Source organism: Robertmurraya beringensis (genome assembly GCF_042433785.1).
GTDB classification, from domain to species: domain Bacteria; phylum Bacillota; class Bacilli; order Bacillales; family Cytobacillaceae; genus Robertmurraya_A; species Robertmurraya_A beringensis.
In genome coordinates this window covers 158,174-181,889 of sequence record NZ_JBHLUU010000022.1, presented here as the reverse complement: position 1 = coordinate 181,889, position 23,716 = coordinate 158,174, and the positions used below count along the sequence as shown (strand labels likewise).

General features: G+C 35.8%; 26 protein-coding genes. 6 read left to right on the top strand and 20 right to left on the bottom strand.

Annotation, left to right across the window (positions count from 1 at the left end; translation table 11 throughout):
• Positions 1 to 109: 109 nt before the first annotated feature.
• From ACFFHF_RS07940 to ACFFHF_RS07920, 5 genes are all read right to left on the bottom strand, one after another.
• On the bottom strand, positions 110 to 1,300 hold the full coding sequence (locus tag ACFFHF_RS07940; protein ID WP_160546384.1) for a competence protein CoiA family protein: 1,191 nt from the start codon (positions 1,298 to 1,300) through the stop codon (positions 110 to 112).
• A 90-nt stretch (positions 1,301 to 1,390) separates the two neighbouring features.
• Positions 1,391 to 2,902: a cardiolipin synthase gene (gene cls / locus ACFFHF_RS07935; RefSeq protein WP_160546385.1), complete on the bottom strand. Its 1,512-nt coding sequence runs from the start codon at positions 2,900 to 2,902 to the stop codon at positions 1,391 to 1,393.
• A gap of 101 nt (positions 2,903 to 3,003) precedes the next feature.
• Complete coding sequence (gene mecA, locus ACFFHF_RS07930; RefSeq protein ID WP_160546473.1) at positions 3,004 to 3,669, bottom strand: adaptor protein MecA; 666 nt, start codon at positions 3,667 to 3,669, stop codon at positions 3,004 to 3,006.
• Between the two features lie 281 nt (positions 3,670 to 3,950).
• On the bottom strand, positions 3,951 to 4,346 hold the full coding sequence (gene spxA / locus ACFFHF_RS07925) for a transcriptional regulator SpxA (protein WP_119707263.1): 396 nt from the start codon (positions 4,344 to 4,346) through the stop codon (positions 3,951 to 3,953).
• Positions 4,347 to 4,725: 379 nt separating this feature from the next.
• A complete protein-coding gene (locus tag ACFFHF_RS07920) occupies positions 4,726 to 5,301 on the bottom strand; it encodes a GNAT family N-acetyltransferase (RefSeq protein ID WP_160546386.1) in 576 nt (191 codons plus the stop codon).
• Positions 5,302 to 5,481: 180 nt separating this feature from the next.
• On the opposite strand from ACFFHF_RS07920, the gene ACFFHF_RS07915 reads away from it, so the two are divergent.
• Positions 5,482 to 5,667 (top strand): hypothetical protein, encoded by a 186-nt coding sequence (locus ACFFHF_RS07915; protein WP_160546387.1) that lies wholly within the window; start codon positions 5,482 to 5,484, stop codon positions 5,665 to 5,667.
• A gap of 110 nt (positions 5,668 to 5,777) precedes the next feature.
• On the opposite strand, the gene ACFFHF_RS07910 is transcribed toward ACFFHF_RS07915, so the two are convergent.
• The 5 genes from ACFFHF_RS07910 to ACFFHF_RS07890 all read right to left on the bottom strand — a co-directional run bounded on the left by ACFFHF_RS07910 (position 5,778) and on the right by ACFFHF_RS07890 (position 11,558).
• Positions 5,778 to 6,707: an oligopeptide ABC transporter ATP-binding protein OppF gene (locus tag ACFFHF_RS07910; protein ID WP_160546388.1), complete on the bottom strand. Its 930-nt coding sequence runs from the start codon at positions 6,705 to 6,707 to the stop codon at positions 5,778 to 5,780.
• 12 nt (positions 6,708 to 6,719) lie between these two features.
• The gene (locus ACFFHF_RS07905) at positions 6,720 to 7,760 is read right to left on the bottom strand and encodes an ABC transporter ATP-binding protein (RefSeq protein WP_160546389.1); all 1,041 of its coding nucleotides are present in this window, start codon (positions 7,758 to 7,760) and stop codon (positions 6,720 to 6,722) included.
• A 15-nt stretch (positions 7,761 to 7,775) separates the two neighbouring features.
• Positions 7,776 to 8,804, bottom strand: coding sequence for an oligopeptide ABC transporter permease (opp3C, locus tag ACFFHF_RS07900; RefSeq protein WP_160546390.1), 1,029 nt, complete (start codon positions 8,802 to 8,804; stop codon positions 7,776 to 7,778).
• Positions 8,804 to 9,733: an oligopeptide ABC transporter permease gene (gene opp3b, locus ACFFHF_RS07895; RefSeq protein WP_160546391.1), complete on the bottom strand. Its 930-nt coding sequence runs from the start codon at positions 9,731 to 9,733 to the stop codon at positions 8,804 to 8,806. The genes opp3C and opp3b overlap by 1 nt, the downstream gene beginning before the upstream one ends.
• Positions 9,734 to 9,872: 139 nt before the next feature.
• Entirely contained in the window at positions 9,873 to 11,558 is a 1,686-nt protein-coding gene (locus tag ACFFHF_RS07890) for a peptide ABC transporter substrate-binding protein (RefSeq protein WP_340902888.1), read from the bottom strand.
• A 239-nt stretch (positions 11,559 to 11,797) separates the two neighbouring features.
• On the opposite strand from ACFFHF_RS07890, the gene ACFFHF_RS07885 reads away from it, so the two are divergent.
• From ACFFHF_RS07885 to ACFFHF_RS07875, 3 genes are all read left to right on the top strand, one after another.
• A complete protein-coding gene (locus tag ACFFHF_RS07885; protein ID WP_160546392.1) occupies positions 11,798 to 12,157 on the top strand; it encodes a DUF3899 domain-containing protein in 360 nt (119 codons plus the stop codon).
• A 162-nt stretch (positions 12,158 to 12,319) separates the two neighbouring features.
• The gene (gene trpS / locus ACFFHF_RS07880) at positions 12,320 to 13,309 is read left to right on the top strand and encodes a tryptophan--tRNA ligase (protein WP_160546393.1); all 990 of its coding nucleotides are present in this window, start codon (positions 12,320 to 12,322) and stop codon (positions 13,307 to 13,309) included.
• Positions 13,310 to 13,419: 110 nt separating this feature from the next.
• Positions 13,420 to 14,585 (top strand): IS3 family transposase gene (locus ACFFHF_RS07875; protein ID WP_377057848.1). Its coding sequence is split into 2 segments (ribosomal slippage): positions 13,420 to 13,735 and positions 13,735 to 14,585, totalling 1,167 coding nucleotides; the frame shifts between segments, so codons are not numbered across the junction.
• 280 nt (positions 14,586 to 14,865) lie between these two features.
• Here ACFFHF_RS07875 and ACFFHF_RS07870 read toward each other — a convergent pair.
• From ACFFHF_RS07870 to ACFFHF_RS07845, 6 genes are all read right to left on the bottom strand, one after another.
• Positions 14,866 to 15,612 (bottom strand): YjbA family protein, encoded by a 747-nt coding sequence (locus ACFFHF_RS07870; RefSeq protein ID WP_160546394.1) that lies wholly within the window; start codon positions 15,610 to 15,612, stop codon positions 14,866 to 14,868.
• Positions 15,613 to 15,707: 95 nt separating this feature from the next.
• Positions 15,708 to 15,917 (bottom strand): YuzI family membrane protein, encoded by a 210-nt coding sequence (locus tag ACFFHF_RS07865; RefSeq protein WP_160546395.1) that lies wholly within the window; start codon positions 15,915 to 15,917, stop codon positions 15,708 to 15,710.
• A 113-nt stretch (positions 15,918 to 16,030) separates the two neighbouring features.
• Positions 16,031 to 16,996 (bottom strand): ABC transporter permease subunit, encoded by a 966-nt coding sequence (locus tag ACFFHF_RS07860; RefSeq protein ID WP_340902884.1) that lies wholly within the window; start codon positions 16,994 to 16,996, stop codon positions 16,031 to 16,033.
• 83 nt (positions 16,997 to 17,079) lie between these two features.
• Positions 17,080 to 17,868 (bottom strand): DUF2268 domain-containing putative Zn-dependent protease, encoded by a 789-nt coding sequence (locus tag ACFFHF_RS07855; RefSeq protein WP_340902882.1) that lies wholly within the window; start codon positions 17,866 to 17,868, stop codon positions 17,080 to 17,082.
• 109 nt (positions 17,869 to 17,977) lie between these two features.
• Positions 17,978 to 19,216 (bottom strand): beta-ketoacyl-ACP synthase II, encoded by a 1,239-nt coding sequence (fabF, locus tag ACFFHF_RS07850; RefSeq protein ID WP_160546396.1) that lies wholly within the window; start codon positions 19,214 to 19,216, stop codon positions 17,978 to 17,980.
• Between the two features lie 48 nt (positions 19,217 to 19,264).
• Positions 19,265 to 20,197: a beta-ketoacyl-ACP synthase III gene (locus ACFFHF_RS07845; RefSeq protein WP_160546397.1), complete on the bottom strand. Its 933-nt coding sequence runs from the start codon at positions 20,195 to 20,197 to the stop codon at positions 19,265 to 19,267.
• Positions 20,198 to 20,380: 183 nt separating this feature from the next.
• Here ACFFHF_RS07845 and ACFFHF_RS07840 point away from each other — a divergent pair, with 183 nt between their 5' ends.
• Entirely contained in the window at positions 20,381 to 20,710 is a 330-nt protein-coding gene (locus ACFFHF_RS07840; RefSeq protein ID WP_160546398.1) for a hypothetical protein, read from the top strand.
• Between the two features lie 46 nt (positions 20,711 to 20,756).
• On the opposite strand, the gene ACFFHF_RS07835 is transcribed toward ACFFHF_RS07840, so the two are convergent.
• From ACFFHF_RS07835 to ACFFHF_RS07820, 4 genes are all read right to left on the bottom strand, one after another.
• Complete coding sequence (locus ACFFHF_RS07835; RefSeq protein ID WP_160546399.1) at positions 20,757 to 20,948, bottom strand: ComZ family protein; 192 nt, start codon at positions 20,946 to 20,948, stop codon at positions 20,757 to 20,759.
• Between the two features lie 13 nt (positions 20,949 to 20,961).
• Positions 20,962 to 21,915, bottom strand: coding sequence for a BMP family ABC transporter substrate-binding protein (locus ACFFHF_RS07830; RefSeq protein WP_446694997.1), 954 nt, complete (start codon positions 21,913 to 21,915; stop codon positions 20,962 to 20,964).
• 120 nt (positions 21,916 to 22,035) lie between these two features.
• Positions 22,036 to 22,524 (bottom strand): hypothetical protein, encoded by a 489-nt coding sequence (locus tag ACFFHF_RS07825; RefSeq protein WP_160546401.1) that lies wholly within the window; start codon positions 22,522 to 22,524, stop codon positions 22,036 to 22,038.
• 70 nt (positions 22,525 to 22,594) lie between these two features.
• Positions 22,595 to 23,332 (bottom strand): hydrolase, encoded by a 738-nt coding sequence (locus ACFFHF_RS07820; protein WP_160546402.1) that lies wholly within the window; start codon positions 23,330 to 23,332, stop codon positions 22,595 to 22,597.
• Positions 23,333 to 23,522: 190 nt separating this feature from the next.
• Between ACFFHF_RS07820 and ACFFHF_RS07815 the strand changes: the two genes are divergently transcribed.
• Entirely contained in the window at positions 23,523 to 23,711 is a 189-nt protein-coding gene (locus ACFFHF_RS07815) for a DUF2929 family protein (RefSeq protein ID WP_160546403.1), read from the top strand.
• The last annotated feature ends 5 nt before the right edge of the window (positions 23,712 to 23,716 follow it).

Sequence of the window (23,716 nt, the reverse complement as noted above, 5' to 3'; positions counted from 1 at the left end):
TCCAATCTACTCACTTCTATTTTTGGTATTCGCCACCAATTAATAAATTCCTGCTTCTACCTAGGAAAATTCCACTACATCCTAGTGTATGTTAATAGCGGTGAGTTCATTAATACCAAACAATCTTTTCACTCGTAAGATTGTTATAAAATTTCTTTTCAAAATTACTAGCTTCACTAATAGTAAAAGGAAAAGACATTTGATTCTCATATCTATATACATTAGGTTTAATTTCTTTAAGGACTTGGCACTTCGTTAGTAGATAAAGGTACTCTCTAATTAAAGCCAAAAGTTGATTCACACTTGGCTTTATATGGTTTCTAATTTTAATATGGTTCCTATTTATACGCTTTTCTAAACGTTTATACACATCCTCTTTTGTAAGGATGATCCCTACCTTTTTTGAAAATATATTATCTAATAAAACATACATTTGCCAAATGATTGGGGAGGTTTCAAGCAGTAGATTATCTCTGAGAGGTACGCCTACATATGGCGGGAGAAGATAGAGGTGAAGTTGATTCCTATACAGTTCCTGCAGGAAGAGCTTGTCTGTATGATAACGAATCATAGTGTCTTTTACGTGCTGAATTCCTTTACACCAGTTGGCAACATAAAAGGTATTTTGAAAGATTGGGTTTAACCATTGAGGTAAATGAAGTTGGGATTGAGGAATGATTTCGTAGTCACATTGCATCGTATGTGGAGAAAGAGGGTGCAAATTCGTAATGGTAATAAAGCTCTTTATACTAGGACAATACGATGATAAATACCAAGCTCCTGTATGATTTCTCTTAATAAACAAGGATTGAAATTTAGGTAGAGTAATTACGTTGGTTTGTTTCCTATGAAGTTTATTTGCACCTAGTATCCATAAAGGGATCAAACCCTTTGATAAATAACCATTTGTCCGCTTTTGAAAGATCTCCTCTGATATCGGGGAGCATTGATATTCAACACAGTATGTGTTTCCAAGGTACGTAAACATAAGATCTGGTCTTTGTATGATATCAGGAAGAAATACTTCCAAATCAACTTTTGAGCATTCTGATTCAAGCCATTCATATAGCTGCATTTTTGCTTGCATATGGTACGCAGATTCTCGATCGTATTCCACACATTGTGGAGACAGGTGAACATGAGCAAAGTGACTGATTCTCTGTACACCAAGCTTAACAATTACTTTACCCTCACATTGTGGACAAAAATAATGATTTCCCTTTAACTGTTGTACACCCTCCTTCTTTATTAAATCTCCAATATAAACGGTCTCTCCAAAATGATTTTTAGCCGTTAACAAGCTATCATCTCCTTTCTACTTATTAATTCTATTCCTTAGGAGTTAATTCCTCCATAAAAATAACCTAGCATTTTTCGGCTAGGCGATTTTTTATAAGAGTGGAGATAATAGCCTCGATGTAGATTCTAACAGCTTTAATCCAAAATGGCGCTTTGTAAATTGAGCAAGATTGATTTGCCTAGAAAAAGTAATATCACGTTCATACTCATTGACTAACATTTCAACACTTCTTGTCCCATACAAAAAGGCATTTACTTCAAAGTTTAAATGGAAACTTCTCATATCCATATTAGATGTACCAATAGAAGCAATCTTCTTATCAATAATTAAAATTTTACTATGCATGAAACCTTTTTCGTATTCGAACACTTTGACTCCAGCCTTTAAAAGCTCTGGAAAATAGGAACGGGACGCATGAAAAACTATCCGTTTATCCGGTTTATAAGGAACAAGAATACGTACATCAATCCCACTCAATGCAGCTACTTTTATAGCTGAAAAAATATCTTCATCTGGAATGAAGTAGGGAGAAGCAATCCAAACCGATTCCTTTGCCGATGTAATCATTGCAAAGAAAATTGTTTTAATTACACTATGTTCATTATCAGGACCACCCGCAATTAACTGAACGCCTCCATGAATGTTTTCCTCAAGAACTGGTGAAAGGTATTCAGAATTAAGAAAACTTTGGTTCGTCATATAGTACCAATCTTGAAGGAAAATTAACTGTAGCGTTCTTACTGCTTCTCCTTTTACAAGTAAATGTGTATCTCTCCAAAATCCAAAGGAATCATTCCTGCCTAAATATTCATCACCAATATTTAATCCTCCAACAAACCCAATATTTCCGTCTATAACAATAATTTTACGATGATTTCTAAAGTTAAATTTGCTATTAAGGAAAGGGATATGGACCGGACCAAATGGCACGACCTCTACTCCAGCTTCTTTCAACTCTTGTATGTATGCGCTTGGCAACTTCCACGAACCAACAGCGTCGTAAAGAAAGCGAACTTTCACACCTTCTTTTACCTTTTGGATCAAAACATTCTTAATTTGTTGGCCAATCTTATCATGGCGAACGATATAATATTCCAAATGGATGTGATGCATAGCCTTTTTAAGCTCTTCTAAAATCTCATTAAAGGTGGAATCTCCATTAGATAACACCTTAGTAGATGTGGCAAAAGATATCGGACTATGTCCTATACGATGGGCCAAATGGAACAACCTTTGCTGATCGTCTCCCAGTACTTTTATCTTTTCTTCACTGATAGGGTCTTTTCCCCGTTCGAATTTCAAGTAATTTTGTTGGTCAAGGAAAAATTTACGACGAAACATTCTTTCCTTTCTATGGTTCCTACCAAACAGCAAATAAAAAAAGAAACCTACTAACGGAAAACTTCCTAGTACGATCAACCAAGTTATTGTCTGTGTAGGATGTCTATTTTCTAAAAAAATGACGGCTCCAATAAAAACAACTGATAATGTAGTTAAAATACTAATATATCGGAATAAGCCTTCATACACTCTTCCTTGGAGAAAATAATAAAAAATGGCTAAAACAGCAATAAATAACAGAATTCTAACGAAATTTTTCATAGCTTCCCCCTCTGAACATGCCTTACAATTCCCCAATAAGTAAAAGGGTAAACTCTTTGTCCAAAAAATAAAAAACCGATTTCATTATTGAAATCGGATGATTATTTAAAGTGTCTTCTTATTTCAGAAAAAACATTCTCAGACATAATTAATTTTCCATATTCCTCAACTCGATGAATGGTAATCGCTGTTTCATGTCCATATTCTAATAATAAACTTAAGCTATTATCGATATCCTCTTCATCATACTCTTCTTCGAGAAAATCAACAAATAAATAATATTTTCCTTCGAAGGAGTATAGTTTTGTTGATAAGTCTTCTAAAATATTTCGATTTGATAATGAGATTAAGTCTTCAAAGTCTTTAAAAGCAATAAGGAACTCTAGTGTATCTTCGTATGAATCATCATCATCATCAGTTTTTGTATTAAAATGCTGATCAAGCAATTCCTCAATTCTTTCATCTACAGGAAGATCCTTCAGCTTTTCATCTGTGATAGGAAGTTCAAATTTCTGCCCATCTTTGGATATTTGTGCTTTTGTTACGAGAACCTCAAGACCTTTATCAAGAGCCTGGACCTGGATCCAAAGGGGACCTTCAATCATAAATTCTTCCTCTTGATGAACCTCATCCATCATTTCCCAAAAAAGCTCTTCGCTTTTTTCACGATTATACCAGATCTCATCACGGTCAAATCCTCTTTCTTCAATATCCCCGTATGAAATATAAAACTTGACTGTATTATCATTAATACGTTCGATTTCCAACATTAACCTCTCCCTTCTTGCATTTTTGGAAGGGACTTACCCTCATGCAGAAAAACGATCTAGTCTTTAGTGTTTTCAAAGGCATGTGTTAAACGTATTGTTGCCTCGTATTTATATTTTATGACAAAAATACAATAAAGGGAAATAAAATGTTACACATTTCAAAAAACAAACTAACACCCATAAGTGATACTTTTCTTCCTTCATATTTCTCTATTACAGCTATTTTTAAACCAATAATAGATAAAAAACCTCCGATTTGATTCGAAGGTTTCAATCATTTAGTTAACTAAGCGTTGAGCTTCACGTAATTGAAACGTACGAACTCTTCTTGGTAAGAAACGACGGATTTCATCCTCATTATACCCAACTTGAAGTCTCTTCTCATCAATAATGATCGGTCTACGAAGTAAACCTGGATTATCCTTAATCAACTCAAATAAATCTTGAAGAGGCATAGTCTCTAAATTTACATCTAGCTTTTGGAACGTTTTTGACCTAGTTGAAATAATTTCATCTGTTCCATCTTCAGTCATACGAAGAATCTCTTTAATTTCATCAATAGATAATGGTTCAGAAAAAATGTTTCTCTCTGTATAAGGAATATCATGTTCTTCTAGCCAAATTTTCGCTTTACGGCATGATGTACAACTTGGTGAAGTGTATAATGTTACCATTAACTACTCACACTCCTTTAAAATTAACTTATAAAATCTATATTGGAAGATATTTTGGTCATTTGACATATTATTTAAAATTACTTTAAATTAGTAATTTATATTAATTATTATACATCAAATCTGAGTAAAAAGGTATCCTTTTTTCGAAAGATTTAAATCCCGATAAATACAATAAAATAATTGGCTAGATAGCTTATATACGTAAAAGGAGAGAGAAAAGTTTCATTTTTTTCTTACTTTTTTTAAATAAACAAAAAAGATTTATATGTTTCTACTATATTTACCCGAATTTCAGTTATAGTAAACCTTAATATAATTCTCATTTAGATAATGAAAATGAAAAACAGTTACCTCACGGTGGCAACTGTTTACACTTTTATATATCCTTTAATAGGTCTCCTGTTTCATGTTTTTGATCAAAGCTTAATACCTCTTCTACTGGTTCATAGGATTCTCCATAGAAATCTATATCCTTATATGTGTGAATCAATTTGTAAGCTTTTTTCATACCTTCAAATATTGCCTCTTCATTTTCATGTCCAGGTGACCAGTAAAGAATTTCCATCGTATTTACTTCATTTGTTGCTAGTGATCTTCTTTCATATCCAATTTTGCTTGCATGCTCAAATCCTTCACGTTTATAAAAGCGCAATCTCTTTTCTGTATCACTATCTTTATAGTTTATTGGTTCAACTTCCAAAATGATTGGTTTTTCCTTCTGTTTCAGCTTTTCTAAAAGTTGATGTCCTAACCCCTGCCCTCTCGCTTCACCAGAAACATATAAATAATCAATGAAAATAAATTGGTCAAATTCTGCATACATTAACACGTGATATTTTCCTTCGTCTTTGTGATAAATGGACGATTTTTCTTTTAAAAGGGTTTCCATATGTTCTTTTGACTTCATTTCTTCAATTGGAAAATATTGATTTAGCTTTTCATACCAGTTCATAAGGATACTCCTTTTATTGGTTTGATTGTTTACGAACTATATTCCATTTTAGAAAGTTTTCTTACGATACAATTTTTTGTTAATATTACTCTTTTCATACTAGGGATAATTCTTTAGAATAGAAAGTAGTGGGAATTACATAACCGCGCTTATGCCAGTTATTCGTAAAGGAGGTTTATTATGGGTAGTTACATTACCGACCTTACCATTGTTGCATTATTAATCATAGGAATCACCGCTGTTTTAGGAGTCGTTACAAATGGAATTGGACAGAAGTTATTTGGTGGTAAACAAAAAGCAGAGTTTGTAGACCAATCAGCGAAATTTCAAACTGGCTGGAAACAAGTTGGTGGAAAAAGAAAATAATAAATCTATTGCTTTACCACATTTCGTAAGCGCTTCATCTATTATCAATGATAGCGTAAAGCGTATCTTTCATCAAATGAAAAACGATCTCGTCCTCGAGATCGTTTTTATTATTTCTTATATTGTTCAAATTCCTTCTCAGAACATAGAACGAAATGTCCTGGTGATACTTCACGTAATTGGACGGTTTCATCCGCCTGGTAATTATGCATCTTGGGATCATAAGTTTTGCGTTTTCTTGAACGCTCTGATATAGGATCTGGTAGTGGAATTGCAGAAAGCAAAGATTGAGTGTATGGGTGCTTTGGATTATTATATAATTCATCTGCTGGAGCTAGTTCTACAAGCTTTCCGAAGTACATAACTCCAATTCGGTCACTGATATACTTCACCATTGAAAGGTCATGTGCAATAAACAAGTAAGTTAACCCTTTTTCCTTTTGAAGCTTTTTCATTAAGTTAACTACTTGTGCTTGAATTGACACGTCAAGAGCTGAGATCGGTTCGTCAGCAATGATGAAGTCTGGATCAACTGCTAGAGCACGAGCAATACCAATACGTTGTCTTTGACCACCTGAGAATTCATGTGGATAACGGTTCGCATGCTCTTTGTTTAATCCAACCGTTTCTAATAGTTCATACACTTTGTTCATTCTATCTTCTTTCGTTTTTGCTAAACCATGGATATCGATTCCTTCAGCAATGACATCAGAAACTTTCATTCTTGGATTTAAGGAAGCATATGGATCCTGGAAGATCATTTGCATTTTATGATTAAATGCCTTTAACTCTTCTTTAGATTTTTTTCCATGTACATTAACCCCATCGTATAAAACTTCTCCGTCAGTAGCATCATAAAGTCGGATAATCGTTCGACCAGTTGTAGACTTCCCACAACCTGATTCTCCTACAAGGCCTAATGTTTCACCTTCATATATATCGAAACTAATTCCATCAACTGCTCTGACTTCGTTTGGCTTACCGACATTGAAGTATTGCTTTAAATTTTTAATTTCAAGCAATTTCTTTCTAGTTTCCATTGATTTACCTCCTTATTTATTATTGTAGCCTGGATACATTTCTTTTCTTTTCATGACAGCTGCTGGTGGCTCAACCTTTGGAGCATCCGGATGAAGTAGCCATGTTGCTGCGTAATGTGTATCCGATACTTTAAACATTGGAGGCTCTTGTTCTAAATCAATTTTCATCGCATATTCGTTACGAGGGGCAAACGCATCTCCCTTTGGAGGGTTAAGAAGGTCTGGTGGTGAACCTGGAATCGCATATAGCTCATCTTCAGCTGTATCCAAGTCTGGCATCGAGCTAATTAAACCCCATGTATACGGATGCTGCGGATTGTAGAAAATTTCATCTACTGTACCGATCTCAATAATTTTCCCTCCGTACATAACCGCTACTCGGTCTGCTACATTGGCAACCACACCTAAATCATGCGTAATAAAGATAATAGATGTATCAATTTTTTTCTGTAAATCTTTCATTAGCTCCAAAATTTGTGCTTGAATCGTAACGTCTAAAGCAGTGGTTGGTTCGTCAGCAATCAAGACCTTAGGGTTACATGCTAAAGCAATCGCAATAACAACCCTCTGTCTCATACCACCAGAGAATTGGTGAGGATATTGTTTAAAGCGTTCCTCCGCCATTGGAATGCCAACCAACTTTAAAAGCTCAATCGCCCGTTGCTTAGCTGCTGATTTACTCATATTTTGGTGTTTAATAATTGGTTCCATGATTTGCTTACCAACCGTCATTGTTGGATTTAAAGAAGTCATTGGATCTTGAAAGATCATAGAGATTTCCTTGCCACGAATCGATTGCATTTGCTTGTCCGATAATTTTGTTAAATCTTTTCCATCAAACAGGATTTCGCCCTCTTTAATCTCAGAATTAGTCTCAGGTAAAAGACGCATAATAGCCTTTGTTGTTACAGACTTCCCTGAACCAGATTCTCCAACTATGGCAAGAGTTTCTCCTTTATTAAGATGAAAGTTAGCTCCACGAATCGCTTTAACTTCTCCAGCAAACGTATGGAAAGATATATTTAAGTTATTTACTTCTAATATTTTTGACATCTTTTCTCACCTGCCTTAGTCTCTCATTTTAGGATCTAACGCGTCGCGAAGACCATCTGCAATCATATTAAATGCAATCATAATGACAGAAATAATAATCGCTGGAACTAGCATTTGGTATGGGAAGGCAATCATTGATTTAAATCCTTCATCAATAAGCGTTCCTAATGATGCTAATGGCTCTTGAAGACCTAAACCGATAAAGCTCAAGAAGGCTTCAAAGAAAATTGCGTTAGGGATCGTAAACATTGTGTTAATAATGATAACACCTGCGAGATTAGGAATTAAATGTTTAAAGATAATTTTCGAATGGCTAGCACCAAGTGTACGTGACGCTAGAACAAACTCTTGGTTTTTCAATTTTAAAACTTGGGCCCGAACGACACGAGCCATACTAACCCAACCGGTAATGGTTAATGCGACTGTAATTGATATAATTCCCGGCTTTAAAACTATAATCATCAAAATAACAATAACGAGATTTGGAATTCCTGAAAGTACTTCAATAATTCTTTGCATAATATTATCAATACGTCCACCAAAGTAACCAGAAATAGCACCGAAGGCTACACCGATAACCATATCGATAAAGGCCGCTAAGAATGCGATATATAGAGAGATTTGCATCCCTTTCCATACACGAGAAAATTGGTCTCTCCCTAGAGCATCTGTACCAAACCAGTAGTACTCTTCAATTTGCTTCTGCTCATAAGGATTTACCACATTACCATTTTTCAACGTTCTAGTTCCATCAAATGGTAACCATGAAACATTTTCTAATGCCGCAATACGAGGTGGTAAGTTAGCATGTTTCGTGTTTTGCTTATCAAACTCAAATTTACTTAATGATGGCCCAATTAAAGCCATAATAATTAAAATTCCGATCACTACTAAACTTACAATCGCACCTTTATTTTTTCTAACACGTAACCACGCATCCTGCCAATAGTTTAGACTTGGTTTAGAAATGCGCTCACTTGTTGATGCGTCAATAATAGCGGGCTCAAATTGGTCTTTGCTGATTTTCTCATCAAATTGTGCCATTATTTCTTCCCTCCCGCTAAACGAATTCTTGGATCAATCAAGCCATAAAGAATATCAACCACTAAAATAACAACAATAAATAGGAACGCAAATAATAGAGTGGTTGCCATAATGACCGAATAGTCATTCACTTGAACCGATTTTACAAACTGCTCTCCTAGTCCTGGAACAGAGAAGAGCTTTTCAATAACTAGAGAACCAGTCATTAAGCTTACAGCAAGCGGACCTAATACAGTGATAACTGGAATTAAAGCATTTCTTAACGCATGCTTAAATGCGATTTCAAAGTAGTTTGCACCTTTTGCTCTAGCTAATGTAATATAATCCGACCCTAGAACTTCTACCATTTCTGTTCTCATAAAACGAGCTGCAATGGCAATCGGGAACATCGAAAGTGCAATCGTTGGCATAACCGTGTATTCAGGACCTTTCCAGAATGCAACAGGGAACCAACCTAGTTTTACACCTATATAATATTGAAGCAATCCAGCAAAAACAAATGAAGGAATGGATTTACCAATAACAGCTATAAAGGTCGTTCCATAATCTACCCACGTATTTTGCCTTAGGGCTCCTAACACCCCAAGAATGATACCTACAATTGTACCTACTAATAGAGCTTGAAATCCTAGTAATGCAGAGGCACCTATCCTTGCACCTAATAATTCTGATACTGGTGTATTAGCAAATTGATAAGAAGTACCTAAGTCACCCTTAACTAAGTTTGTCATATACGCCACATACTGAACTGGAACAGGTTCATCAAGCTTATAATATTCAAGCATCATCTCAAGTTGCTCATCTGACATTTTTGCTTGGTTTTTAAACGGTGTTCCTGGAACAAGCTTCATTAAGAAAAACGTCATTGAGGCAATTAGAAATAGAGTAATTATCATATAAATAACCCTTTGGCTAATATATTTAATCATCTGTGCACCTCCTACTTATTTTGAATTTTCCCCATGTTTCGACAATTTGATTACAGGGAAAAAGAGAGTATATTTAAGCGAATATACTCTCTCTCCTATTTCATTGTACATCATTTCACCATATTAATTATATGGTAAATTATTTATTTAGTTTCGCAAACTTCCAGCTGTACTCTGGTCCAAAGATATGGTAAGTAAAGCCTTCAAGCTTTTCGTTTACTAGTAAATTTGAAGCACGTTGGTATGTTCCAGCAAGAGCTGCATCCTCAAACAATACCTTTTCAGCTTCTTGTAGAGCTTCAAAACGCTCTGCAGGCTTATCAGCTAACTCAGTTTGAGCAGATTTTACTAGCTCATCATATTTAGCGTTAGAGAAAGACATTTTGTTGTGTCCTCCACCAGTTAACCAAAGATCAGAAAATGTCATTGCATCTGGATAGTCAGGACCCCAACCAGCATGAAGGATATCATAATTTTGAGTATCTTCACGGTCAAGACGTACAGAGAATGGAACACTTTCAAGGTTAATTGTTAAACCTGGAAGGTTATTTTGTAGTTGATCCTTAAGGAAAGCATCAACTGTCTTTGAAGTCTCAGTGTCTCCACCAAGGAAGTTTAATTCAAGACTTTCTACGCCTAGTTCAGCTAGACCTTTTTCCCAATATTCTTTTGCTTTTTCTGCATCAAATGCATTTAAATCTCCGTTTGCTGCACGGAAGTCTTCACCAGTTTCTGGGTGCTTAACGAAATCGGCAGGTACCGCATAGTTAGCAGCTAAAGAACCGTTTTGAAGAATATCGTTTACTAAAGCATCTTTATCAAACGCTAAAGAAAGAGCAAAACGAATGTTTTTGTTAGCTAGAGCTTCGTTTTCTTGGTTAAACTTTAACCAGAATTCAGTTGGCTCTAACCATGTTAAAAGACGAGAATCTCCCTCATATTGCGAGATAACCGCTGGTGTTGATAGTTTTGGTGTTACATCAGCTTGTCCTGCTTCAAAAGCATTTGCAGCTGCTTGTGGATCTTTAGATGTATTATAGTTGATTTTTGTTAAAGTAACGTTTTCTGCATCCCAGTACTCTTCGTTCTTTTCAAGAGTCCACTCAGTTGCAGCAACCCCATCCCACTTAGTCATTTTGAAAGGACCGTTAAAGATTAGGTTTTCAGCATTCTTTGCAAAGTCTGCGCCTTTTTCTTCAACAAACTTTTGGTTTTGTGGATAGAAAGTAGGGAATGCCATTAAAGCTTTAAAGTAAGGAACTGGCTTTTCAAGTGTTACTTCTAACTCAGTATCGCTTAATGCTTTAATACCAAGCTCACTTGGGTCAACTTCTCCAGCTTTTACTTTATCTGCGTTCTTAATTACTCCAGTCATTATGTAAGGACCGTAGAATGAAGCAGAATCAGGTAATAGTGCACGTTGCCATGCATATACGAAGTCGTTAGCTGTTACAGCATCACCATTAGACCATTTAGCTTCTCTAAGTTTGAATGTGTAAACAGTACCGTCTTCGCTAACAGTTGGTTCACCGTCAGATAAAGCAGGAATTGGATTTTGTTCCTGATCTAGGCGATATAATCCTTCGTTAACGTTATTGATCATTGTGAAACCTACAGTGTCTTCAGCAAGTACAGAGTCCATAGATGGAATTTCCGCTGATTCTAGTACTGTGATTTCTTGGTTTTCTGCTAATTCAGAACCTGTTGCTTCTGAATCATTATCAGTTTTTGCTTCGTCCTCTTTATTTCCACCAGAACATGCAGCTAAAAACATGCTAAGAACTAGTGTTAGGACTAAAAGCAATGAAAATTTTGACTTTTTCACTGATAGACCTCCTTAGATTGTTTTTTCTGAAAAGTTGTACATTAGTTATTATACATTTAAATGACTTTTTGTACATGTTTTTTCAAAAAAAATTTTATACTATTGTTATAATTGTTAACATCGACTTTAGATATACTATGATATAATTAGCATTTATTAGTAAATGAATATCTAACCCGACCAAATAGTTTTTTGCTTTAATACTTTTTAGATATAATAATTTTAGAGAGGATCACCTAATGAAAACGGTTAAAACAAAGCTAAATTTAGCACTTTTATTATGCTCTCAAATAATAATTTTCATTCTAATGTTTTTTAGTAATAGCATTTCAGTTTTAAATTACATAAATAAAAGCTTCTATATTTCAAGTTTGCTCCTTTTTATATCTTTAGCTATATTTACTGTCAATACAGGATTTTTTGACGTTGTAACTAAATCCTTTCGATTAATTTTTGCTGGAAAAGATGTAACAAGAGAAACCGTGGATGAAATGAGACCCTTATCACAAATAATTACTGTTAAATATTCTCCGTTACTGTTCGTAGGCTTTATTAATTTAGCACTTTGTCTCATAGCACTCCTCTTCTACTATATGTAAGCGGTAGTTCTTGATTAAAAGAGAATAGTTACTTATAATTTTTAATAAGCATCTTATTACATAATTAATGAGTGATTTTAAAGTTTGTGGTTAATATTCTGCCACTCTTTCCTAGTATTAGTTTGGAGAGGTGGTTTTTTCCACTTAAAAGGAGGAACTTTCATGAAAACTATCTTCTCTGGTATCCAACCGAGCGGAATGATAACACTAGGAAATTACATAGGCGCCTTGAAACAATTCGTTGAACTTCAAAATGAATATAACTGTTATTTCTGTATCGTTGACCAACACGCTATTACGGTCCCTCAGGATGCTCAGCAACTTAGAAAAAATATTCGCAGTCTCGCTGCCTTGTACATTGCGGTTGGATTAGATCCTGAAAAGGTTACGTTATTTATTCAATCTGAAGTTCCAGCTCACGCACAGGCAGGCTGGATGTTCCAATGTATATCTTATATTGGAGAGCTTGAAAGAATGACACAGTTTAAGGATAAATCTGCTGGGAAAGATGCTGTTTCTGCTGGATTGCTTACTTATCCACCTTTAATGGTTGCGGATATTTTGCTTTACAAAACGGACCTTGTTCCTGTGGGAGAAGATCAGAAGCAGCATTTAGAGCTTACACGTGATTTAGCGGAGCGCTTTAATAAGAAGTACAATGATATTTTCACTATTCCAGAGGTTCGAATTGCAAAAGTTGGCGCTCGGATTATGTCCTTACAAGATCCAACGAAAAAAATGAGTAAGTCTGACCCTAATCAAAAAGCATTTATATCATTATTGGATGAACCAAAGCAAATAGAAAAGAAAATTAAAAGCGCTGTTACTGACTCTGAAGGTATAGTAAAGTTTGACAAGGAAAATAAACCTGGAGTTTCGAATTTATTATCGATCTATTCCATCTTAACTGGAAAAACGATTGAAGAATTAGAGAATCAGTATGAAGGAAAAGGTTACGGAGACTTTAAATCAGAACTAGCACAAGTTCTAATTAATGAATTTGAACCGATTCAGAAAAAATACCATCAGTTAATGCAATCTACTGAACTGGATGAAATCCTCGATAGAGGCGCAGCTAGAGCCAATGAAGTTGCTAGTAAAATGGTTAAGAAAATGGAAACGGCTATGGGGCTAGGAAGAAAAAGAAAGTAAATTAAAAAGGCTGGATATGGACTAACCTAAAATAGTGAGACAATATAAAACACCTCCAAAATGGCAATACTTGAGATAAGTATTGTGACATTATTCGGAGGTGTTTTTGCGTGGGCAAAAAAACTGTATATACAAAAGAGATTAAATGGGCGGTAGTAAGAGATAAGCTTGAAGGAAAATTAACAACACGGGAAATTATGAACAAATACAAAATCAAAAATAAAACTCAAATTGAAACTTGGATGAGATGGTACAAGAATGGAGAAATGTATCGGTTTGATCAGCCAATTGGTAAACAATATACATTTGGGCATGGGCCCGATTCTTTAAGTAAGGACGAGCGAATAAGTAATCAACTAACTCACCTAAAAATGGAGAATGAAATTCTAAAAAAGTATATGGCGATGAGAAAGGAGTCGATAAAGGGCTAGTAGTACAATTGGTTGAACAATTTCGTGAAAAATATACCGTTACTTCCATTTTAAAAGTTTTAGGGATTCCACGTGCTAGCTATTATCGTTGGACTAAAGGGTTTGGTGAATATCGGAATGAACATGAAGATTTAATTATTGAAATCTGTAAGGCTACTAAATATAGAAATGGTCATAGGAAAATTAGAGCTATTCTAAAGCGAGAACATCATATTCATCTTAATAGGAACACAGTTCAAAACATTATGCAGAAGCATCATTTGCAGTGTAAGGTGAAACCAAAACGCAAGTGGAAATCGCAGGGAGAAAGTGAAGTCATTGTACCTAATATTCTTAATCGTGATTTTAGTGCAAGTAAACCAAATGAGAAGTGGGTAACGGACATTACGTATATCCAGTATGGCAGCGAAACATTATATCTGTCTACGATTATGGATTTGTATAATAATGAAATTGTAGCTTATAAGATTTATAATCATCAACAAACGACATTAGTAATTGATACACTGCAGGATGCTTTGGATAAACGCAATCAGCCAGAAGGAGTTATTATACACTCCGATCAGGGGAGTGTGTATACTTCGTATACTTTTCAAAATTATTTGAAGGAACATCATTTAGTAGGTAGTATGTCCAGACGAGGGAACTGTTGGGACAATGCGGTGATTGAATCATTTCATTCAAATTTAAAGACAGAGGAATTCCAATATTGTAAGTTTAATACCCTATCTAATTTAGAAGTTATTTCTAGAATAGATGGGTACATTCATCATTACAACGAGGGTAGGATTCAAGCAAAATTAGGCTACTTAACTCCAATAGAATTTGGATTAAAGGCAGCTTAAAGGATTCGGGGTTATCCACTTTGCATGTAGAAAAGACGTGCACTTTATTTGGAGATGCGGGCATGATAGCCTATTATGGCTAAGCCAGATTTCTCTTTGAGATATCTGGCTTCCTGGCTAAAGAATCTATGCCCGCAGAGGCTCCAAGTAAAGTGACAAAGTGCCTGAACTATTTCCAGTAAAGAACCAATATCAAATTAATGAAAAAGTGTTAAATTTAATATGGATAGGTGTTTTATATATGTCTCATTTGGCTAGGTCAGTTCAATATCCAGCCTTTTTAATTTACTTTCGGACCATGCTCCATTTCCCACAACTTCTCAAAGAAGGGCTGGCCTTTTATTAAGTTTTCACAAAAGGTCTCATGCTTAAAGGACCAACCGTACTTTGTATTTTCATATAATTCCTGCCAAACATTTTCAAATGTCAGGTCTTGAATTTCTGAATACTTTTCCGGATTCCACTCTGTATACCAGTATCTTACTTCTGCGGCGTTATTTGATGAGTGAAGCTGGTCTAGGGCCATAAATAACAACTGCTTTAGTTGTCTCTCTTTTCTAGTTAACCCGTTCATTAGCTCTGGTGCTGGTGATAAAATATGAAATTCTTTTAATGAAGAATGATCATTAAATGCATAGGGCATGGTGTCATGCTTATCAATCATCTCATAAACTAGCTGTTCTTGCCTTGGAATCAACCTACTCTTCCGAATCGGTATATTGTAGCCGATAGTATCCACTACTAGTATTCCCGTGCCATCAGTGACCACAAAGCAATACTCTAGCTGAATGCGCTCGTGATTTTTACGTAAATATGCCTTTTGATAAACATCGTCCAATAGCTGTTGTGGGAGTTCTGAAAGATCATTTTCAATATAGTTAAACAACACTGACTCAACCTTTAACAAGGGAACCTGATCTAGAAGTTCGACTCCGTCATCTTTCCGCCACTCATGAAAGTGACAGACATTGTACCCGTTCTCTTCTCCTTCAAACCAATTTACCCAAACATCATGAAGATACAACATTTATTAACCCCTCACTTCACTCTCTGTTTGTCATTCAGTATGGGCAGGTTAACGTTAATTTATTCCTTTTATGAAATCTTAATCCAATTATTGTATTATTCCTCTTTACCTGGAAAATAAATACTTAACCATATAATCAACATACCAACTAGAAATAGATAGCACTCTACACGTCCCTTTATAAATTCAAGATAGTCTATCATCGTATATCCTGTCGTTAATAAATTTAGGTACGCAATCGTACTTATCCCACCTAGTACAGCTAGTCCAAAACCAGTTAGTAAAAGGAAAATTCTCATAATCATAGAAATTTCCCCACTCTCTTCATCGCCTTTCCCCCAGCCTTCTTTTCTACATACATATGTTATTGGTGGACAACTTATGAGACAAAAAAAACTACCAAATTGAATTGGTAGTTTTATCTGTTTGATTTAGGGTTAAATGCGTCCTTAAACCCTTCACCTATGAAATTAATGGATAATATCGTACCTGTTAACACTGCTGCTGGTGGTATCCAAATCCACCATTTACTAGTCAACACATCAGGACTGCGTGCTTCCTGAAGCATATTCCCCCAGCTTGGTATATTCATCGGTACACCAAAGCCTAAAAAGCTAAGACCTGTTTCTGCAACAATCATAACAGCTAAAGTTAATGTGGCTTGTACGATAATTGTAGACATAACGTTTGGAAGTAAGTGCTTCGTAATCGTTTTAAAAGGTGAGCACCCTATTGATATCGCACTCAAAATATATTCATTTTCCTTTTCAGCCATTACCTTACTTCTAACAAGACGTGCTGTTCCTGTCCAGCTCAGTACCGAGATGACAAAAATTAAGGTAGCTGTGCTTGATTCTAAGAAAATAGACTTTAAGACGATGACAAATAGTAGGAATGGAAAGTTCATCATAATTAAAATGACTGACATATCATTCACTTTTTGGATATCTTTAAGTAGTTCTAATATTTGTGCCTGAACCGTTACATCCAGAGCTGTCGTCGGTTCATCGGCAATCAACAGCTTAGGTTGACAAGCGATTGCAATCGCTATCATTACTCTCTGCCTCATGCCTCCAGAGAGCTGATGCGGGTACTCATCAATAATTTTCTCTGGTCTTGATATACCTACACTTTTTAACAAAGCAATACTCTTTAATCTCGCTTCTTTTTTCGAGATTTTCATATGATTAAATAACACTTCTTGAATTTGAAAACCAATTGAAAACACAGGGTTTAACGAGGTCATAGGTTCCTGGAATATCATCGCGATATCTTTTCCACGGATACTATTAATCTCTTTATCTGACATTTGTTCTAAATGCACACCTTCAAATTGAATGCTACCTGAATTAATTTTACCGATACCTTTTGGTAGGAGCTTCATAATTAAAAACATTCACGTTATTGAAAAAACAGAAAAAGCCTCTACTTTAAGGCTTTAAAGTGTATTTGAAACCCTTGATACAACTAGGTTTCTTCGATAAGCGTAATAAAATGTTTTCCTTGAATTGTAAATGACGTTTTTGTAGAAAAGTAATTTTCCTTGTAATACTTTCTAACAAGGTAATACCCACATGCATAACCTAATAGTTTTGGATATGCACCAACCCCAAATAATAATTGATCATGTTGTTTATCTGTTTTTTTCAATTTTAAGTTGGACATGATATATTTCTTCATGTACATTTCTATGTCTTCCTGACTATAATAATGACACCAGTCGGCCAAGTATTCTGTTCCACAGTTTTTTTCAACTTCCAATTCTGCAAGGCCTTCTAATATAATGGAGTCTAGTAAAGTAAACTCTATCGGTTTCCTGTTTTGTTTTTTCATCCGGCACACATGATGGTATTCATGGACAAATAAAGCCTCTAACTCTTTTTCATCCTCATAATCTCCGATAAATAAAAACATTCTATCAGGAAAAGAAACACCAGATTTTCTTGTTTTCCGCTCTCTAAAAAAGGAAGCGCTCGATTGATTTATAGGGAAAATATAGATATTTACTTGGGGTCCAAGCCACTTTTTTCTATACTTTTCATAAATCTTGTTAATCGTTTCCCATGTTTTTTTCTTTTTTAATGTCTCATATGTTCGAAAGCTTGCATGATTAGGTCGATACATCCCAAACGAGGTAAGATATTCATATATAGGCTTTGACTCACTTTCATTAAACTCTTTTAGAAATCTTTTACATATAGCAACAGGATTCGAGAATTCTTTTTCTAACCATTTATCCGTGCGTGCGACTACCACCCAACTCCCCCATTTCTTTTACACTGTAATAGCATATTATGAGAAAACATCCAAAACTTGATTAAAGCTCAAAAAAACAGAGCGGATATTACTCCACTCTGTTTCGTTTTTATTTATATGCTTTAAAAACGATGGTTGCGTTATGGCCGCCAAAGCCAAGCGAATTGCTCATTGCCACTTGTACTTCTTGTTTTCTAGCTTCATTTGGGACATAGTCTAAATCACATTCTGGGTCTGGTGTTTCATAGTTAATCGTTGGTGGAATCATGCCTTCTTTAATCGCTAATACGCTAAAGATCGCTTCAACTCCCCCTGCTGCTCCAAGCAAGTGACCTGTCATGGACTTTGTTGAACTCACGGCAAGCTTATACGCATGTTCACCAAACACTTCTTTAAGTGCTAACGTTTCAAAGCGATCATTGTAATCGGTACTTGTACCATGTGCGTTCACGTAGTCCACTTCATTGAAGTTTAAACCAGCATCATTGATCGCCATTTTCATTGCACGGGCACCACCTTCTCCACCTGGTGCTGGTGCAGTAATATGGTAGGCATCTCCTGTTGCTCCATAGCCAACGATTTCTGCATAGATTTTTGCCCCACGAGCTAAAGCATGCTCCAATTCTTCTAAAACAACAATTCCTGCTCCTTCTCCAATAACAAAACCATCACGATTTTGATCAAAAGGGCGACTTGCTTTACTTGGGTCAGGATTCGTTGAAAGTGCTGTGTTTGCACAAAAGCCTGCAACAGACATTTTTGTAATTGGCGCCTCTGCTCCACCAGTCACCATTGCAATTGCGTCTCCTCGTTGAATTACCTTAAAGGCATCACCAATTGAATTTGTTCCTGTGGCACAAGCAGTTACGGTACAAGAGTTAAATCCTCTTGCTCCTAGTGTAATGGAAACCTGACCTGTTGCCATATCTGGAATCATCATTGGTACGAAAAACGGACTAACTCTTCGATAGCCACGGCTTAAGAATGTTTCATACTGACTTTCAAAGGTCTCCATTCCACCGATACCTGATCCAATCCAAACACCAATATTATGCGAGTTGCTGTCATTAATCTCAAGTCTTGAGTCTTCAACCGCCATCTTAGCTGCTGCTACAGCATAATGAGTGAAACGATCCATTTTTCGAGCATCTTTTTTATCAATAAAATCTTCAACTTGGAAATCCTTTACCTCTGCAGCTACTTTTGCTGGGTATTCATCTGCATTTAATCTAGTAAGCGGTCCTACACCAGATACACCTGCTAATACATTGTTCCATGCTGTTTCAACGTTATTACCAACTGGAGTAACAGCGCCAACCCCTGTTACAACTACTCTTTTCTTCGTCATGTCTGGCAACTCCTTTGATTTTCTATAATGAATATATAATTTAAATAATTATTTGCCCCAACGAATGGCAATGGCACCCCAAGTTAATCCTCCGCCAAAGCCTACCATAACAATCAGGTCATCCTCTTTTATTTTACCAGCCTCTACCTCTTCTACCAAAGAAATCGGAATAGATGCTGCTGAGGTATTTCCATATTTATCAACGGTTTTAGACATTTTTTCTTCAGGAAGCTCTAGTCTTTGTCTTGAAGCCTCCATAATTCGAATATTCGCTTGATGCGGTATTAAAAAGTCAACGTCTTCTTTTGAAAGTCCTGCCTTTTCAAGAACATTTACGCTACTTTCTCCCATTTGTCTAACTGCGAACTTAAATACCTCTCTACCATTCATTACAATATAATCTTCCTGGTAAAGATGCTTACCACCTGTACCGTCCGCTCCCAGCTCAAAAGAAAGTATACCTCTACCTTCCGTTACTTTACCCATGACTACTGCACCGGCTCCATCACCAAACAATACAGCTGTATTTCGGTCTTGCCAATCCGTAATTTTTGATAATTTCTCAACACCAACTACTAACACATATTTATAGCTGTCACTCTCAATAAACTGCTTAGCTGTAATCATTCCGTACATAAACCCTGCACACGCTGCACTAATATCCATAGCCGCAGCGTTTACTGCACCTAATTTCTCTTGTAACATACAAGCTACGGAAGGAAACGGTTGATCTGGTGTCACTGTTGCTACTAGTATTAAGCCAATTTCCTCAGGTGAAATCTGCGCATCTTCAAGTGCTTTTTTTGCAGCTTCGAAGCCTAAATCGGATGTATTAACGTCTTTTTCAGCGATTCTTCTTTCTTCAATACCTGTTCTAGTACGAATCCACTCATCAGAGGTGTCAACTATCTTTTCTAAGTCCGCATTTGTCAGTACTTTATCTGGAAGACATCTACCAATACCGATAATTCCCGCCTTCATGTTCCCAGCTCCTTTATATAACTACACTTATTATCAATTATTATGACTTGGTACTAAAATTTTAACAGTAGTTCCCCGTTTTATCAATCTTTTTATCCATTTTATGTACATTCACCATCTATCGTCCATACATTCTTTATTCCATTTCATAACTTATTAATAAGGGTGAAAGGAGGTAGAATGATGCTGAGTAAGAAAGATGATAGAGATCCCTTTTCAGCACTAATGTTTCCATCCAGAAGAGAATCCAATCAAGAGACGGAGCAAACGGAAAGTGTTGAAGGCATGTCCGAGCAAGAATGGCTTTTTGGAAAAAGACGGTCACACTCAAAAGAGGAATCACTTAATAATAGTCCTAAAAACCAAACAGCAATAGAGAAAGCTATAAACAATGTGAATTTACCCGAGCTTATGAATCATTTTGACACATTAATGACCTCTGCTCAAAACCTAAAACCATTATATAAGCAAATCAAGCCAGTTATTTCATCATTTTTGAGCTCTAAAAAATAAACAAAACAAGGCTGATATCTCTATTGTTAGAGAATCAGCCTTGTTTTTATTCTTCTTCTTGCATTGCATCTTTAACACCAAGTTCATATGCTTCCTGCATAACTTTCGTAAACAACGTCATAAAAGGCTGAATGAGTTCCATAGATAATTCAATGCCTGCATTTTCTAATTGCTCCTTGGCCTCCGGTAAGTATTTCATAGCAATGCCCATAAATTCCATTGTTTTGTCTTGAGACATGTTGAAAATCCTCCTATTGATTTGGCAATTTACCCGTTTCTTTGTACTTTGTTATTAATTCGGTTATTTCTTTTTCAAATTCTTTATCCACTTCAGGACTGAACTTACCCAAGGATATCACATTATCTTGAAAATCAAAGGAAAGGTTTCCTGTTTGCAGCTCATTCTTGCTATATTTTTCAGCAACTAATTCATAAAGTCTATCTACATGTTGAACGGTGCTAGTAAGAACCGTGGATTCCCCTAAATCTGACTGGTCAGAAATAAAACCTATTGCATACAAACCATTTTCTTTTATTCTCTCAATAACTGGCACATTGTATCCGTCACCTGCTGGATAGATGACATCCACCTTGTTTTTTAACATATGATCTAAAAAGGTTAAGGCCTTATCATCATCATCCCAATGGCCAACATAATCAATTTGTACAGATACATCCTTATTTTGGTATTGAGCTCCCTCAAGGAATCCTTTTACTTCTGGCTGCCATTCATATGCAGCAATAATCCCAATTTCATTGGTTTTTGTCATCTTCCCTGCTACCATTCCACCAAAAAAACCCATAGCATATGCTTCAAAGTTTAAGCTCGTTGTATTTTCCATTTGAGCATCACTATTAAAACTCACGAAATGAATCTCAGGGTACTTATCTGCTAAGTTGTTAAAATAAGGACCGTACTCATTGCCATGTCCAAAAATGAGATTTACTCCTTTTTGGTCAAACTCTTTTATCGCTCTTTCAACGATTACCTCTGAGTTCATGTCCTCTTTATAATAAACGTCCACTTTAAATCGGGATTGAATTTTTAACATTCCTTTATAACCTTTCGTCCCCCAAACCTGGTCGTTGATTGTATCTGGTACCAATAATCCAACCTTTTTAAGCTCGCCAGAAGACATAGGTTGTCCACAGCTTGTCAGGAAGGGAAGGCTTAAAAGAAGTAACAATCCAACCCGAACAAACATCTTATGCATTTTCTTTTCCGCCTTTCAAAAGGACACTCAACGAAAAATATGAAAGTCCATTACTTACTATTTATCTATTACATTCTACCTTTAACATATAACGAATGAAAAGTAATTTTTTTACCGTAATTCAACGATGTCCATTATTGCTCTAAAAATGGAAGAAAACTCAATTCTCTCATATGCTTCAGGGAATAATGATATAAAAAAACACATTACATTTCCATCATACTCATTGTCGTTCCGTTTTTCCCACTCTGTGAAAGGGTGAATAACTACACATTTTAAGTTTTTAGAATTTGTAGCAAGGGTCTGTAACTTCCTTTTTAGATTACTATTTTTCATCCAAACATGCCTTACATTTTCGTCATAGTTATTCAGAAATACCCAAGTTGATGTTGTATTAAAATCACTTTGTTGAAGCCAATCATTTAGACCTATTTCTTCAAAATTCGCATTTCTCCCAATCTCCATTCTTCTCTCATTATAGATTGTTTCATGTCCTGTTTGGAGATGTATCCCTCTGACTTCATAGCCTTCTTCTAAAAGTAAAGCAGTCATTTCAAATCCGAGCTCCTCCAAAGCTCCAAGTACAAGTACCTTGTCCATAAAAAAAGCCTCCCTGTTACTCGATATACCAGTATATGCACAGGGAGTCACCACTATTCTTAGTTCTTCATTACAGTACTTTTTCATGCTGTTTTAAAAATTTTGTAACTTGTTGAGCGATTTGTTGCTTTTTCTCTGGCAACATATAACACACCGTAACTGGTGCATTCGTATCCTCCCACTTCACTGACAATTCTTTTAGTAAATTGGATTGTTTATATGCACGATTTCCGGACAGGACATGAATGATCTTCGTTGGGGTCTTCGGTTTCACATGTCGGTCACCCTGATCACTGATCAGCAACTCGACGATCTGATGATGCTCTTGTTCGTAGGATTGAGACAGTTCTCTCATAAGCTTCTTATAAAAGAATTTATGTTCCTTTTCTTGATCTAAGTGATCTTTTAAAGAAAGAATAGGGTTGATAAGAACCGTTGAACGAATATTTTCCTCCATCATATCAATCAGCTTTAAAGCAACTAGCGCTCCCATACCCTCAGCTAAAATATGAATATTTTCATTAATTATTTCAGTGCGGATAACATACTCATAGAGTCTTTTCGCTAGCTTAACGGCCTTTTCACAACCCCAATGCTTTCCGTAGAGGTTAGAATAAAAAACCGTATAGCCTGTTTCTCTGAGCTTTTGAATGAGTGTCCATTTCCCTTCATTTTGCGTCCAAAAACTACTTTTCTCATCAACAAAATGCCTTTCGTCACCAATAATTAAGATACCGAAACCGCGTGGTTTTTCGGGATAATGAATCATATTCCATTCGGTATCCAGTTTAAAGTTTCGGTTCTCCATACTAAAAACTCCTTCAACGTCATTTTGCTCCATAATAATGTATGAATCATTATTTAAAATGAAAGGGAGATTAGCCTATATTCGGTGAATTGACTGATAAATTTCTACCTTGTTTTGTCATTATTCATTTATTATTTTATAGTGATATGGTAAGATGAATGAAGATTTCAATATGTAAGAGGTGAAAAAAATGAGTTACTTTTGGACATTTTTCTGGACGTTCTTATTAGTACAAATGCTTTCATACGTTGTTTCGTCGATGATTGGAGCTGCATTCCATTTTGAAACCGGTGCCATAGTTGGAGTGATTGTTACGGTACTAATTATTGTAATTGGTGCTGTTTTACCGAATGAGCCAGCTGGTCATGAAACACATTAATCTTA